Source organism: Enterocloster lavalensis, assembly GCF_046603895.1.
Taxonomy (GTDB): Bacteria; Bacillota; Clostridia; order Lachnospirales; family Lachnospiraceae; genus Enterocloster; species Enterocloster lavalensis.
Genome location: NZ_CP176637.1, coordinates 3,051,254 through 3,065,853, shown reverse-complemented (window position 1 = coordinate 3,065,853; position 14,600 = coordinate 3,051,254). Strand labels below are relative to the sequence as shown.

General features: G+C 53.8%; 12 protein-coding genes and 2 pseudogenes. 6 read left to right on the top strand and 8 right to left on the bottom strand.

Annotation, left to right across the window (positions count from 1 at the left end; all coding sequences use genetic code 11):
* Window positions 1-52: 52 nt before the first annotated feature.
* Window positions 53-1,678: an ABC transporter substrate-binding protein gene (locus tag ACK2JC_RS13620; RefSeq protein ID WP_092362505.1), complete on the bottom strand. Its 1,626-nt coding sequence runs from the start codon at window positions 1,676-1,678 to the stop codon at window positions 53-55.
* Between the two features lie 248 nt (window positions 1,679-1,926).
* On the opposite strand from ACK2JC_RS13620, the gene ACK2JC_RS13615 reads away from it, so the two are divergent.
* The gene (locus ACK2JC_RS13615) at window positions 1,927-2,898 is read left to right on the top strand and encodes a LysR family transcriptional regulator (protein WP_368274917.1); all 972 of its coding nucleotides are present in this window, start codon (window positions 1,927-1,929) and stop codon (window positions 2,896-2,898) included.
* Between the two features lie 54 nt (window positions 2,899-2,952).
* On the opposite strand, the gene ACK2JC_RS13610 is transcribed toward ACK2JC_RS13615, so the two are convergent.
* The 5 genes from ACK2JC_RS13610 to ACK2JC_RS13590 form a co-directional block, all read right to left on the bottom strand.
* Window positions 2,953-5,190 carry a bifunctional diguanylate cyclase/phosphodiesterase gene (locus tag ACK2JC_RS13610; RefSeq protein ID WP_320938054.1) on the bottom strand — a complete coding sequence of 746 codons (2,238 nt, stop codon included), beginning with the start codon at window positions 5,188-5,190 and terminating at the stop codon, window positions 2,953-2,955.
* 9 nt (window positions 5,191-5,199) lie between these two features.
* Window positions 5,200-6,279, bottom strand: coding sequence for a hypothetical protein (locus ACK2JC_RS13605; RefSeq protein ID WP_320938053.1), 1,080 nt, complete (start codon window positions 6,277-6,279; stop codon window positions 5,200-5,202).
* 134 nt (window positions 6,280-6,413) lie between these two features.
* A complete protein-coding gene (locus ACK2JC_RS13600; RefSeq protein ID WP_368272250.1) occupies window positions 6,414-7,733 on the bottom strand; it encodes an O-acetylhomoserine aminocarboxypropyltransferase/cysteine synthase family protein in 1,320 nt (439 codons plus the stop codon).
* 109 nt (window positions 7,734-7,842) lie between these two features.
* Window positions 7,843-8,670 carry an AraC family transcriptional regulator gene (locus tag ACK2JC_RS13595; protein ID WP_227169509.1) on the bottom strand — a complete coding sequence of 276 codons (828 nt, stop codon included), beginning with the start codon at window positions 8,668-8,670 and terminating at the stop codon, window positions 7,843-7,845.
* 244 nt (window positions 8,671-8,914) lie between these two features.
* The gene (locus ACK2JC_RS13590; protein ID WP_092362490.1) at window positions 8,915-10,351 is read right to left on the bottom strand and encodes an aspartate ammonia-lyase; all 1,437 of its coding nucleotides are present in this window, start codon (window positions 10,349-10,351) and stop codon (window positions 8,915-8,917) included.
* A gap of 315 nt (window positions 10,352-10,666) precedes the next feature.
* On the opposite strand from ACK2JC_RS13590, the gene ACK2JC_RS13585 reads away from it, so the two are divergent.
* The 4 genes and pseudogenes from ACK2JC_RS13585 to ACK2JC_RS13570 all read left to right on the top strand — a co-directional run.
* Window positions 10,667-10,843, top strand: a complete 177-nt coding sequence (locus ACK2JC_RS13585) for a spore coat associated protein CotJA (protein WP_320938051.1) — start codon at window positions 10,667-10,669, stop codon at window positions 10,841-10,843.
* On the top strand, window positions 10,836-11,132 hold the full coding sequence (locus ACK2JC_RS13580) for a spore coat protein CotJB (RefSeq protein ID WP_092362488.1): 297 nt from the start codon (window positions 10,836-10,838) through the stop codon (window positions 11,130-11,132). Before ACK2JC_RS13585 ends, ACK2JC_RS13580 begins: the two co-directional genes overlap by 8 nt.
* A complete protein-coding gene (locus ACK2JC_RS13575) occupies window positions 11,132-11,743 on the top strand; it encodes a manganese catalase family protein (RefSeq protein ID WP_007705798.1) in 612 nt (203 codons plus the stop codon). Before ACK2JC_RS13580 ends, ACK2JC_RS13575 begins: the two co-directional genes overlap by 1 nt.
* 199 nt (window positions 11,744-11,942) lie before the next feature.
* Window positions 11,943-12,351, top strand: a pseudogene (locus tag ACK2JC_RS13570) (transposase); the annotation flags it as partial.
* Here ACK2JC_RS13570 and ACK2JC_RS13565 read toward each other — a convergent pair.
* A complete protein-coding gene (locus ACK2JC_RS13565; RefSeq protein WP_411338537.1) occupies window positions 12,327-12,653 on the bottom strand; it encodes a hypothetical protein in 327 nt (108 codons plus the stop codon). The pseudogene ACK2JC_RS13570 and the gene ACK2JC_RS13565 overlap by 25 nt on opposite strands.
* On the opposite strand from ACK2JC_RS13565, the pseudogene ACK2JC_RS13560 reads away from it, so the two are divergent.
* A pseudogene (locus ACK2JC_RS13560) lies at window positions 12,569-13,561 on the top strand (transposase); the annotation flags it as partial. The gene ACK2JC_RS13565 and the pseudogene ACK2JC_RS13560 sit on opposite strands and share 85 nt — an antisense overlap.
* Before the next feature lie 181 nt (window positions 13,562-13,742).
* Here the strand turns inward: ACK2JC_RS13560 and ACK2JC_RS13555 are convergent.
* The gene (locus ACK2JC_RS13555; protein ID WP_092362486.1) at window positions 13,743-14,549 is read right to left on the bottom strand and encodes an alpha/beta hydrolase; all 807 of its coding nucleotides are present in this window, start codon (window positions 14,547-14,549) and stop codon (window positions 13,743-13,745) included.
* Window positions 14,550-14,600 lie beyond the last annotated feature (51 nt).

The window sequence follows — 14,600 nt, the reverse complement described above, 5'->3', positions numbered from 1 at the left end:
AGCCGGGCGCTCGGAGTGCGCCCGGCTAGCCGTCGACTGTTATCGTAATTATTTATTCCTCTACAAGGTAAGCTTCGGCCCACACGTTGCGCTCAAGGGGATGGAAGGTCCAGCCCTTTACATTCTTGTTGATAATGATCGGGGAGGTCTGGGTGTACAGCGGAATCACCGGCACGTCGTCCTTGATCATCTGATAGCACTGGCGGAAGATATCGTTTCTCTTTGCCGGATCGGTCTCGATTGCGGACTGGTCCACCAGCTTGTCGAATTCCGGATTCTGATAACCCGCGTAGTTGTTGCCGCCGCCCAGCATTTCCGTGGTCAGTCTGCGGCGCAGCATGTACTCCGCGTCGTTGATCACGTGGTTGGTCATACGCAGGGAAGCGTCAAACTGACGGTTGCCGGAAACGGTGTCGATCCATACGGAACGCTGAAGCTTTTCAAAGGTCACGTTGATGCCGACCTTGGCCAGCTGAGCCTGCATAACCTCTGCGGGCGCCATGTAGGTATCGGAGCTGTCCTGGGTAAATACCACGTCGATGCCGTTGGGATAACCGGCCGCAGCCAGGCACTCTTTCGCCTTCTCCAGATCCTGCTCATACCACTCGAAATCATCCAGGTAACCGGTGGCGCCGGTAGCGCACCAGCAGTTGTTCACAACGCCGTATCCTTCCGCGCCGCCTGCAAGAATCTCATCGCGGTTGATCGCGTAAGCCACCGCTTTTCTTAAGTTGATGTCCTTGAAGGGGCCGTCGGTGGTATTGAACGTAATGTCGTACAGGCCGAATCCGCGCTCTTCAACCTCAGAGTGCAGGTTGGGCAGTTCCGCCAGGTGAGCGAAATCCGCTTTGCTGACTGCATAGTAATAATCGATCTCGCCGGCCTCCAGAGCCATGGCTCCTGCGGAAGAGTCGGTGATAATGGTCCAGTTGATGTATTTCATCTTCGGGGTTCCGCGGTAATAATCGTCGTGGCGCTCGAACTCCAGACGGTTTCCGCTCTGCCACTTGGTCAGCTTGTAAGCGCCAACGCCCACAGGCTCACGTCCGAAGTCGCGTCCCGCGGCCTCGCACTCTTCCACCGCCTTCTGGCTGACGATGGCGTAGGACGGGTTGGTCATAATCTCCAGGAACGGAGCGTACGCATATTTCAGATACGCCTTGATATGGGTGTCGTCAACCTTCTCAAAACGGTCGATGCAGGCGTTGGTCTGCGCCGTAAAGGAGGAGGCGATGGCCCGGTTCAGGGAGTAAACCACATCGTCTACGGTCATGATGTCGCCGTTGTGGAACTTCACGCCCTCGCGGATGGTGAAGGTGTACTCCTTGCCATCCTCGCTCTCAGACCACTCCGTGGCGATCGCGGGCTCGTATTCCTGAGTCGCCCAGTTAAAGTAAAGCAGGGGATCGGAAACATTGTACATGTACATCCAGGTTACAAGGTCCTTCGTCTGCGCCGGGTCCAGGGATGTGGGCTCGGATTTGCTGGCCATATTCAGGGTGTCGCGGCTGCTGAGTTTCTCCTCGCCTGCCGCCGCTCCGTTTTCTCCCGCCGCCGCAGTATTTCCCGTTCCGCCCCCTGAAGAAGCAGGAGCGCCTGAACCTCCGCAAGCGGTCATGGAAATTGCCATTGCGACTGCCAGGAACATAGCCAGGAGTTTTTGTGTTCTCTTTTTCATAGCTCTTTTCCTCTCTTTTTCTTAATAATAAACTGTCGTACAACAGTTTTTTTCTGCTAATAGTCCCCCAAAAAGTCATACATCCTATACATTTGCTTTATTTAAGTAAAATATAGTAATTTTATGTAAAAATTTCGACATTTTTTTGCAAAATTACTTTTTTTTAGTATAATAGAGTAAAACTTATTTGTCTAATGACAGATCAGGCATAATACCCATAACATTTTGTCATGAGGAAAGGAGTCTTTATGCAGACTACCGCATATGAATATGTGTTTGCCATCGCCAAGCATCACAGTATTTCCAAGGCCGCCAGGGAGCTGTGTATCACCCAGCCGGCTCTGACCAAATACTTAAAACGGCTGGAGGAGGACCTGGGGACCCAGCTCTTTGACCGGGCTGTCATCCCCATTTCCCTGACCCCGGCGGGGAAAAAATTCGTCGAAAAAGCTGCGCTGATCCTGGAGATCGAGCGCAACCTGCAATATGATTTAAATCAGATTTCAACGGACGTCCGCGGTAAGGTGACGGTGGGAATGAACACGGAATTCTGCAGCAACACCCTGCCCTACGTGCTCCCGGAGTTCCGGTTCCGTTACCCGGAGATCGAGGTGCAAATCCGGGAAGGGCACAACCGGCTGCTGTTTGACGAGCTGGAGTCCGGGACGGTGGATATCGTCTATTCCGCCTACAGCATGTCCGCCATGGCGTTTACCTACGACCTCATCTACAGCGAGCCGATCCTTCTGGCGATGCCCGCGGACCACCCCCTGGCGGGAAGCGTGGATCTGTCCAACAACTCCCCGCTGACCCCCTATTACATCAAGCCGGAGCTTGTGCGAAACTGTGACTTCATTGTATTGATCCCGGAACAGGGCATGGGAGCCATCGCCCGGGACATGTTTCATAAATATAACTTAAACCCAAACATCGTCATGGAGACTCAGAAGCACGAGACCGCCATGCGGCTGGCCTCCGCGGGTATGGGCATGGTCTTTACCCCGGTGCGGACCCCCCTTAGAATCCCCCTGGTAAAACCCATGGCCTATTTCTCCATTGAAAACCCCATTTTCACCCGCAGCAGGGGCGTCTACTACTCCAAATACGTTCCTCTGTCCGAAGCCGCGCGATGCTTTATCCATGTATTCAACGAGGTGTACAACCACGAGAGCTCCTTAAAAATCCCGGATTGTCACCTTATAATCCCCCCCCCCCATTAACAATGTGTAATTTTTCGCACGCAAAAAGGGCGGCCTAAGCCGCCCCCTCATATCTTATCTGATCCATAACCGTTCAAACTCATCCTCTGCCATGGGCTTTCCGTACCGGTACCCCTGGCCGATCTCGCAGTTGGCCTCCCGCAGGATGCGCTCCTGGTCCTCCTCCTCAACGCCCTCCGCCACCGTGCGGATGTGCAGGTCATTACACATGGAAATCACATGGCGCACCACCTGGCGGCTGACCCGGTCGTCGCAGCTCTTGCTCACCAGGCTTTTATCCAACTTTAACACATCGAACCGGATATCCGACAATACCGCCAGATTGCTGTACTTGGTGCCGAAATCGTCCAGCGATATCCGGTATCCCAGATCCCCAAAACGGCGCAGCACCTTGCAGATCGTGTCCTTGCCCAGTTCGCCGATACTCTCCGTCACCTCGATCTCCAGGCGGCTTCTGTCCACCTGGTATTTCTTCACAATGGACTCCACACTGCGCACGATGTCGTTGGAGAGCAGGGTGATCCGAGAGAAGTTGAAGGAAATGGTCAGCGCATGTCCCGATTGATTCCAGCGCTCCATCATCCGGCACACTTCCTCCAGCACAAACAGGTCGATGTGGCTGATCAGATTCTCCCACTCCAGATTCCCCACAAAGGCGGCCGGGGAAATGATCCCCTTTTCCTCGTCGTAATAGCGGATCAGCGCCTCGGCTCCCGCCAGACTGCCGCTGTTCAGGAATACCTTGGGCTGCAAAAACACCCGGAAGGACCTCCGCTCAATGGCCTGAAGCAGCTGGCGCAGCGATTCCGTCCGCCCCAGCTTCCTGGTCCTGGGCTGATTCTCATAGTAGCGCTGTTTTTCCAGGCGCATAAGCTCCACCGCCTGCTTCTGCACGTCGTCCAGATTCCGCTCCTGGTCGTCCCACACGCTTCCCAGGGAAACCGACAGCCCGGCGGTGAGGGAAAGCGTCGCCTTCATCTGTTCAAGCTTCTCCTCAAACTCCGGTTCCGTCAGATTCTCCAGTATCATGTCAAACTCATTGCTGTTTAAGCGGAACACCTGGTTCCTGGGGAAATGCTGTTTCAGCAGGTTCGCCAGGCGGCAGATCAGTTCATCCCCCGCTTTGGTGCCCTGGGCTTCATTTACCGCCCGCAGATCATTGATGTCCGCGCAGATCACCCCGATGGAGGAACTGTCGTCCCGGTTGTAATCCCTCCGGTAGCGGTCATAGCTGCTGCGGTTGAGCAGTCCGGTCAGAGAATCGTGGTAGATGCTGTGCTCCAGTTGTCTGGCATCCTTCCGGTGCCGGATCTCCCGGCCCACAAAATAGGAAAGCGTCTCCGCCATCTGCAGGGGCTGCTGCTTCTCCCGGTCCAGCATCACCAGATAGCCCAGCTCCCGGTCCGCGATCTCCATGGGTATCACCGCCATTTCCCCGATCCGCTGGCTCTCCATATCCTGATAAAGCTCAAAGGACTCCGGAAGAATCTCCTGGGCTCCGTCCACCTCCCTGCAGGCCGACGGCTGCATACGGCTCAGCCATTCCTCCAGATGCTGTTCCATTGGGCGCCCCAGCTCCCCTCTTCCGTCCCATCCGCTCACACAGGCGTAACCGAAGCCGTTCTCACGCGGAAGTACAAACCGCAGGTGGGACGGCCGGTAATGAGCCGTGAGCACGTCCGCCGCACAGTCCAGCGCCGCCTGCGCGTTCCGGGCCTCCGCCATGGAATAGAGGCAGCTGATGATCCGGCTGTTGGCCTCCCCGATCAGCTGGGACTTCTCTTCCTGTAAATGGTCGCCCTGTAACTCCTGCTTTATTTCTGAGATATCGATGGCAAAGGCCAGCAGCAGCGTGCGTCCCTCCCACTCCACCAGCCGGTTTTTCATGAGGAAACGCTGGTTGAGATAGGAATTGTAGTTCTCCCAGATGCCCATGCGCACCTGTTTTTTCTTCAGATTGGGGCAGAACACGCAGGGCAGGGAGCGGTCATACAGCAGCTCATAGCACTTGTGCCCGGCGCACTCCCGGCCCGTCTTTCCCAGCCTCCGGTAAAACGCCAGGTTGCCGCAGACCAGCTCGTGGGTGGCGGGATCCACCAGGTAGGCCATATCGGATACCTGGGACAGGAAGCGGTCAAAGGCGCTCTCCACGTCCGTGCTGTCCCAGGCCGCGCTCCGCTGCCCCTGAACGGCCTCCTCCATCCGCTTTTCCTTGTCGATGCTCACCAGGCAGTTTAAGGCCATCACATCCCCGTTGATCGGGTCCCGGTAAAGATAAATGGTGTGCCGCACCCAGCACACCTAGTTCTGGTCCGTCAGACGCCGGTACTCGCATTCCAGCTTCTCACTGCCCCGGCGGAATGCGGCCAGAAGGCTCTTCCGGTCCATATATTCGATGTATTTTCTGCGGTCCTTGCCGTAAACCCTTCGCCGGGATCCCTCCAGGATCATCTGCTCGTAGCTCCTGGTCTCGGAAGCTTTCTCATAGAACATCCAGTTTCCGCCCACCCGCTCCACGGTCCCCGCCGTGATGTCCGCCTCCGCGTACGCCGACGCGTTGCCCAAAAGCGCCCGGTTGAGGCGGCTCTCCCGGATATAGGCGGTCTCCATGGCCTTCTGCTTGGAGATGTCGTCCAACCGGCCCAGAATGATCTCCGGGCTTCCCTCCTCGCTTCCGGTCACCTCCAGCTCCATACGGAACCAGCTGTACTCCCGCTCCTGATTCTTCAGACGCAGCTCGCAGAAGCTCTGTTCCTCCCCCTTCTTAACCGCCTCGAAGGTCTGAAGAAACGCGTCCTGGAAATCCGGGTGCACGATTCCGTCCTCCACCCAGCTCTGGGGGAAATTGCGAATCTGCCGCTGGCCCCCGTAGGTCAGCATGCGGTCCGTGTACACCAGCGCGGTGCGGCTGGTCACATTGTACTCAAAAATCTCCTGCCAGCCCATGTTTAAGGACCACCGCTTCATCTGGTCCAGATTGGCCATGTTCTGGTGGTATCCGGAGACGAGGAACAGGCCGTTCTCCATCTCCCGGACCTTTCCGGCGCACCGCACCGGGATATCGCCCCATTCCGGGTGATTCCAGGTGTACTGTACCTCGCAGAGCTTTTCCGTGGTAAACATCTTGCTCAGGGCTTCATTCACATAGGAATAATTTCCCCTGTTGATCCGCTTGTACCAAAATTCAAAACAATCCTCCGGAGTCAAATTCTCCGGCAGTCCCAGAAGCTTCGCCATTGTCCGGTCCACATACATTCTGGTTTCCCGCATCTCGCGGTCCGTCACCATACTCCACAGACCCGTGGACGAGGTATCTAAAACATACTCCGACCATTTCCGGTCGCCAAACTTAAAACAGCCTGTTTTTTCCTCGTGTACCATACTCCCAGTCCTTCACATTTAATCACAACTGTCACTTATGTTCAGTATAGCACAGGATCGCTTTAACCAGCAACGGGATTTTCGTTTGATTATGTTGAATGTTTTTGTGGAACCCCCGGAATCACGGCCGCGGTTTAAACCTCCGCCCCGGCCGCCCTGAACGCCTCCTCCAGATCCTGAAGAATGTCCTCGATGTGTTCCGTGCCTACGGACAGGCGGATGGTGCCCGGACGAATCCCCTGGGCCGCCAGCTCCCCGCCGCTCAGCTGGGAGTGGGTGGTGGAGGCGGGATGGATCACCAGAGATTTCACATCCGCCACGTTTGCCAGCAGGGAAAAGAGTTCCAGGTTGTCAATAAAGGCCCTGGCCGCCTTCCCGCCGCCCTTGATCTCAAAGGTGAAAATGGAACCGCCGCCCTTCGGAAAATACTCCCGGTAAAGCCTCTGCTGAACCGGATCGGCGCTCACCGCCGGGTGATGCACCGCCTCCACCGACGGGTGGCCCAACAGATACTCCACCACCTTCAGGGCGTTCTCCACATGGCGGTACACGCGCAGGGACAGGGTCTCCAGCCCCTGGAGCAGAAGAAACGCGCTCATCGGAGCCAGCGCAGCGCCCATATCCCGCAGCAGAATCGCCCGGATTCTGGTGACAAAGGCGGCGGGCCCCACGTCCTGGGCAAAGCGGATTCCGTGGTAGCTGGCGTTGGGTTCGGTGAGCCCGGGAAATTTACCGGACGCCACCCAGTCGAAGCGCCCGCCGTCCACGATAACTCCGCCCAGGGTGGTTCCGTGTCCCCCGATGAACTTGGTGGCCGAGTGCACCACAATATCCGCGCCGTATTCAATGGGGCGGATCAGGTAAGGCGTTCCAAAGGTATTGTCGATCACCAGGGGAATGCGGCTGCGATGGGCAATATCGGCGATGGCGCGGATATCGGATACGTCGGAATTGGGATTGCCCAGAGTCTCGATAAACACCCCCTTGGTGTTCTCCCGGATGGCCTGTTCCACCGCCTTTAAATCCGAGGGATCCACAAATGTGGTGGTGACCCCGTACTCAGCCAGGGTATGGGCAAGAAAATTGTAGGTGCCTCCGTAAATATTCCGGGCCGCCACCAGGTGATCGCCGGCCCTGGTCAGGTTCTCGAAGGTGTAGGCCAGAGCCGCGGCGCCGGACGCGGTGGCCAGGGCGGCCACGCCGCCTTCCAGAGCCGCCATCCGCCGCTCAAACACGTCCTGGGTCGGGTTGGTAAGCCTGCCGTAAATATTACCCGCGTCCGAAAGGTTAAACCTGGCCTCCGCGTGGGCGCAGTTGTCAAACACAAAGGACGAGGTCTGGTAGATCGGCACAACCCTGGCCCCGGTGGCCGGATCCGGCTGCTCCTGGCCCGCGTGTAATTGGATGGTCTCAAAGTGGAAATTTCTCTGGCTTCTCCTGATTTTCTCTCCCATGTCAATTCCTCCATAATTCCTAGTATGCCTATAGGTTTAATTGATAATAGCACGGAGGTCTGATCCTGTCAAGAAAAAACTGCCATTTTTATCCAACGCTCAATCCGCCTTAAAACGCCCCGCTCTGATCCATATCCGGCAGCTTTAAGGCCCGCTTGTCCGAGGGCGGATAGCCGAACATCTTTTTATAAGCCCTGAAAAAGCTGGAATAATCCCCAAATCCCGCCCGGGCTGCGGCCTCGGCTGCCGGCGTGCCCTGGGACAGCTCCTTTCTGGCCGCCGCCATACGTTTATATAGGATATAGCTGGCTACCGTGGTTCCGGTGGCGCGCTTGAATATGGCGGTCAGATGATTCTTGCTGACAAAAAAGTCCCGGGCCAGCCCCTCCAGCGTCAGCGGCTCCGCCAGATGATCGTTGATATAGCGAATGATGTCCTGGGCCTGATTCCGCGCCTGGTTCTGCCGCGCCGGTTCTTTCTCGGATATTGCAAATATACGGGACAAAAGCGCGGTGATGCTTGCGCGGATTGCAATATCCTGCAACTCCTTCCCGTATTCCCGGCACTGTTCCACCGCCCGGAAATACCACTCCAGCCCAAACTGCTCGTCAAAGCGCCGCCAGCCGCCCCGGAAGGGTTCAAGGAGCAGACGCTCCCTCTCGTCCAGGACCTCCTTCGTAAAGTGCAGGCGGATGCGGTGGTACACCTGTCCGTCCAGCACCTTCAGTCCGTGAAAGCAGTCCGGGGCAATGATTATCAGGGTTCCGGGCCTGGGACGGCAGTCCCGGCCCTCCAGCAGATACTCCACGTTACCGGTGATGATGTAGTAGATTTCGTAGCTGTTGTGACAGTGCATCCGGTAGTCCATGTCCGCCTCGTCGCTGCGGGTGTTGGCGTAGATCATCCGGTCCGTTTTCAGGCTGGTTTCCTGGTACATTTCCACATTCTTCCTCTCATAATTGATCCTGTGCCCATTGTACCACGTCTTGGGCGATTTGCAATATTTAGATTGCTTCCAACAATGGAATTTGCAATGTTTTTAGCGTATAATAACCTTCGTAAACGAGATACAGATGAATCGCCGTTCATCTGACCTCCCTTATAGTTTAATATAAATCCCCCCATATTGTAGAAACAAAAACCAGGCTTGTATCCCCCTCGCCTGGTTTTTGTTTTATATATTATTCTGTTTTTTCTGACTTCCCTGCGCCGATCTTCCGGTACTCCACCAGATGGCCCGGCTGGGTCATGTCCTTTAAGTTCAGGCAGCGGTCCAGCTGTTCCTGGGTCATCAGCCCCTCCTCCAGCACGATCTGCCGCACCGGAATCCCGGTGCTCAGGGCCTTTTTCGCGATCTCAGCGGAGAGCTTGTAGCCCAGGCTGGGACACAAGGCCGTAGCCAGCGCGGAGCTGGTCTCCACCAGCCTGCGGCAGCGGTCGCGGTTGGCGGTGATTCCCAGAACACAGTTGTCGATCAGGGTGGTCACCGCGCCCCCCAGGGTGTCGATGGACTCAAAAATCTTGTAGAAGATCACCGGCTCGAAGGCGTTTAACTCCAGCTGCCCGGCCTCCGCGGCCATGGTTACGGTCACGTCGTTGCCGATGACGTTGAACGCCACCTGGGAGACCACCTCGGGAATCACCGGGTTGATCTTGCCCGGCATGATGGAGGAACCGTTCTGCTTGGGCGGCAGGTTGATCTCCCCCAGTCCGGCGTGAGGGCCGCTGGAGAGCAGGCGCAGGTCGTTGCAGATCTTGGACAGGCTGGACGCGCAGGTTTTCAGCGCCCCCGAGACGTGCACAAAGCAGTCCAGGTTCTGGGTTGCGTCGAACAAATCGTCCGCCTGATAGCAGTCCGTGCCGCAGATCAGGTTGATATTTTTGATGATCTGGAACAGGTAAACCGGGTTCACGTTGATGGCCGTTCCCACCGCTGTTGCGCCGATGTTTAACGCCCTCAGATCCTTTTTAAGCCCCTTTAAACGGCTGATATCCCGTCCCACCACATTGGCGTACGCCTCAAAGGATTGTCCCAGGCGGATGGGCACCGCGTCCTGCAGCTGAGTCCTGCCCATCTTCACCACATCGTCGAACTCCACCGCCTTGTCGCTGAACGCCTTCTGCAGGCGCTCCAGCTCCTCGATCAGCCGCGGCAGCAGTCCCATCATGGTCAGCTTGCCCGCGCAGGGTATCACGTCGTTGGTGGACTGGGCCATGTTCACATGATCGTTGGGATGGACGATGGAGTAATCCCCCTTCCTGCCCCCCAGGATTTCAATGGCCCGGTTGGCAATCACTTCATTCGCATTCATATTTGCTGAGGTCCCCGCTCCTCCCTGGATGGCGTCCACGATAAACGCCTGATGCAGCTTCCCGGAAATGATCTCGTCGCAGGCCTTGATAATGGCGCCTCCGATGCTCTCATCCAGCACGTGCGCCGCCATATTGGTCATAGCCGCCGCTTTTTTGATGCGCACCAGGTTCCGGATAAACTCCGTGTGGAGCGGCCTTCCCGTGATGTGGAAATTGTTCCGCGCCCGCAGCGCCTGAACCCCGTAGTACGCTTTTTCCGGGACCTGCATTGTCCCGATTGAATCAGATTCCTCTCTGGTCATCATTGTTCGTTTCTCCTCCTGTTATCTGGCCCTTTCTTCCAGAATTATTTTGTTCTACGGTGAGCATAACACCAATCACGAAAAAGGTAAATGGGGTATCAAATATCTTTTGTTTGTTAATTATATTAATAAAAAACTTAATTAAATAAACCAAAAGCGCCATTTCTATTTATTATATTAAGCAAGTTGTAATTCACAACTATTTTTAATGGCTGGGCTTACAAATTTTTCGTAACGTAATTTTCATCCTCAGGCTCATACTAAACATGAAGCTTTAATCCGCACAAGCTGACATTTATGATGAAAGGAGTGTTGAAAATGGATTTTTGTAAAAATTTAGAAATGGCTCAGGACATTCTGCCCCTGGCCATCGCCACTGTTCCCATGCAGCCCTGGGAAACGCCTTATAACGCGGCTACAGCCCTCAAACAGGGAACGATTTTCCCCTGTCTGGACAAGCCCTTTTATGTGACTGGAGGTGAGAAGCATGCCTGACCGCAAGCAGATGTTAAAGGAAATCAACGAGGTGAGCTTTGTCGTCAATGACTTAAACCTGTTTCTGGACACCCATCCGCTGGACGAGAACGCCCTTCAGTCCTTCAGCCAGGCCATGGAGAAGCGCAAACAGCTTCTGAAAGAGTACGCCAAGGAATTCGAACCGCTGACCCAGGACTGTATCTGCCCTGACACCAACAACCAGACCGAGACCTTTACCAAGTATCCGGGCCAGAAGCATTTTACCTGGTCCGACGGACCGCTTCCCTGGGAAGGAGGAAATGTATAATGTGGACTTATGAAAAACGGCTTCAATGCCCGGTGAACATCACCAAGACCTGCCCCAAGACGGCATCCCTGATTATCAGCCAGTTCGGCGGCCCCGACGGAGAGCTGGCCGCTTCCATGCGTTATCTCAGCCAGCGCTACACCATGCCCTGCAAGGAAGTGGGCGGCCTTTTGACCGATATCGGTACCGAGGAATTGGCCCATCTGGAAATCATCTGCGCCATTATCTACCAGCTGACCAAGAATCTGACTCCCGAGCAGGTTAAAACCGCTGGTTTCGACGCCTATTATATCGACCACACCACCGCCCTCTGGCCCACGGCCGCGGCAGGCGTTCCTTTTAACGCCTGCGAGTTCCAGTCCAAGGGCGACGCCATCACGGACCTGCACGAGGACCTGGCCGCGGAGCAGAAGGCCAGAACCACTTACGACAACCTGATCCGTGTGATCGACAACCCGGAGGTGCTGGAGCCCTTAAAATTCCTGCGGGAGCGTGAGGTCGTGCATTTCCAGCGGTTCGGCGAGGCGCTGGAAAAGATCAAATCCCAGCTGGATGCCAAGAACTTCTATTATTTTAACGCGGAGTTTGACAAACAGTTTGTTAAAAAGTAATTGATTTTTGATCGGTGCAATACACCGGCAATGGCACCGGCGAATGATTGCAGCTGAGTTATCGTCCGCAGACTGCGCCAGCCGCACATTGCATCTAAATAGGGGCTGTCGCACTAAGAAATTAGTGCGCAGCTCCTTTTCCGCGCAAAAAGTTACAGCCGGGCTTCGAAAAGCCCGGCTGTTGGTGTAAAATATAAGTATGCGACTACCTATTACTTTACACAAGAATTATACTTTGAATGAGGACGGATATCAACTAAAACTTCCTCTGAATCTTGAAACAATTATCCCGGAAGACGATTCTGTGCGGCTGCTGAGTCAGTTTGTGGAGGGAATGGATTTAACTGACCTGTATTCTACCTACGAGAGAATAAATACGGTATCGCCAAGAACCCTTCTGAAAATTGTTCTATACTCTTACATGAACGGTGATTATTCTTCCCGTTGCATGGAACAAAACTGTAAGAGGGATATCAACTTTATGTACCTTCTGGAAGGGGCCTCTGTCCCAGATCATGCCACCTTCGCCAGATTCCGCAGCCTTCATTTTGCTCCATGTGCCAAAAGGATTTTGGCTGAAATGTCAAATAAGCTGTTTGATCTGGGACAGCTTTTTTCGCAGTCGTTTCACATGTTTTATTTTGACAGTATCTCCATGGACAATCCTTAAATCGTAAAGTTGTTCACATTCAGCAATCAAATCTGCGATTTTCACCAACAGTTTTGCCTGATTTTTGGTAAATGCTTTTTTCCAGACAAAGGTATATTTATTGGCGCAGGCTTCTATTTTAGTTCCGTCAATGAAGATTGCCTCCCCTGAAATTTCATGTTCTGAAACAGGAAGAAAATATCGAGTTTGTTCATGGAATCGGTAAAAGAAAAACGCCTCTTCAGAAACGTATTGAAACACTGGAGGACTATCTGGACCGATTAAAAGGTTATACGCAAAAACTCCACACCTGCGGGGAACGGAACAGTTTTTCCAAAACAGACCCGGATGCGACTTTTATGCGGATGAAGGAAGATGCTATGGGCAATGGGCAGCTAAAACCGGCATTTAACCTTCAGCACGGTGTTGACTCCGAATACATTACCTGGCTGACGGTCGGGCCGCAGCCGACCGATACTGCGACGTTGATCCCGTTCCTCAAAGAAGCTAAAGAATACCTGAAATTTAAGTATATAAAGATCGTTGCAGATGCGGGATATGAAAGTGAAGAGAATTATCTGTTTCTGGAAGAGAACGGACAGACTGCATTCATAAAACCATCGAATTATGAAATCTCTAAAAGAAGGAACTATAAAAATGATATCGGCCGGATGGAAAACATGGATTATGCTGCAGAAAAAGATTTGTATATTTGTAAAAACGGCAGGGAACTGCCGCTTGTATATATCCGGCATTCCAAATCGAAAACAGGATATGTCAGTAAGAAAAATATTTATCAGTGTACCTCCTGTGAAAATTGCCCCTATAAAAGCGAGTGTATCAAAGGAAACAACTGCAAGACCCCAATGGAAAAGAGAAATAAAGTTCTTTCTGTTGCAAGAACCTTTCTGAAATACAGACAGGAAGATCTGGAACGAATCCGATCAGAAGAAGGAATCCTGATGCGGATAAACAGGAGTATACAGGCAGAAGGTTCGTTCGGGGAGTTGAAACAGGATATGCAGTTCCGAAGATATTTAAGCCGTGGCGCACAAAATGTCCTTGCCGAAAGTGTTCTACTTGCAATGGCGAAGAATCTGAACAAACTGCATAATAAGATTCAAAAAGGAAAAACCGGCACACATTTATTTGCATTAAAAGCAGCTTGAATGAAAAAATCGAATCGGAGAAACAAGGCCTGGTGACACAGGTCTGTTAAAGTATGCTATTTGAGAGGAATATTGTTCAAAACAATGATATGTCATTTAGGAATTGACAGAAAGGGAAAAAAAGGAAGCTGCCGCTCACGATTTTCAATCGCTAAAGCGACAGCTCCTTTGTCTTATTTTCTCAAATTCGGTTGATGATCCAGCCGATTACATTTCCGATGACCTCGTCCCGGCAGTATTCGTTGAAGATTTCGTGGAAGAGATTGCCGTAAATCTTCATCTGCCGGTCAGCGGACGACGCGGAGGCGAAAAATTCGTAGGTGTCCCGGACGCTGACCAGACCGTCCTTTTCCCCGTGCAGCATAAGAACGGGGTATTTAAAGTCCTGCTTTTTGGGAGAGAACCAGTTTAAGCCTTCCACGATGGCGTAGCAAAGACCGAATGTAAAGGTTTTGCGGTTGTTGGGGTCTTTTCCATACCAGTCCACCACCTCGGCCACGGAGCAGACGCCGCCGCCCAGCTCGTTGGGCAGCTTTCCGTGGGGATCCTGTCCCGCCGGAACGCCGGTGATCAGATTGGCGAAATCGTGGGTCAGAGCGCCGCTGGTTACGATGCCGCGCAGGCGTTTGTCCGGGTATTTGACGCCGTACAGGGAAACCGCGAAGCCGCCCATGCTGTGGCCGATGAGAAATACCGGCAGGTCGGGGTGATTGGCAATGGCCATATCCACCACCACGTTGACGTCGTCCAGCATCTCGTTGAAGTCCCCATAATATGTATCCTCGCCCTCGGAACGGCCGTGGCCCCGGTGGTCAAAGCGGTAGGTGCCGATTCCGCTCTCATGAAGGCATTTTGCCATGTAGTCGTAGCGCCCCTGATGCTCGCAGAGTCCGTGGACAATCACCGCGATGGCCCGGTTTCCGGCCTCTGTCTCCCGGTTCAGATACAGCTTCGTCCCGTCAAAAGATGAAATCATAGTTTCTGCCATAATGTTCCCTCCGTTTTTAAAATGTGAACGCGCCGGTCTTTGATGGAAAAT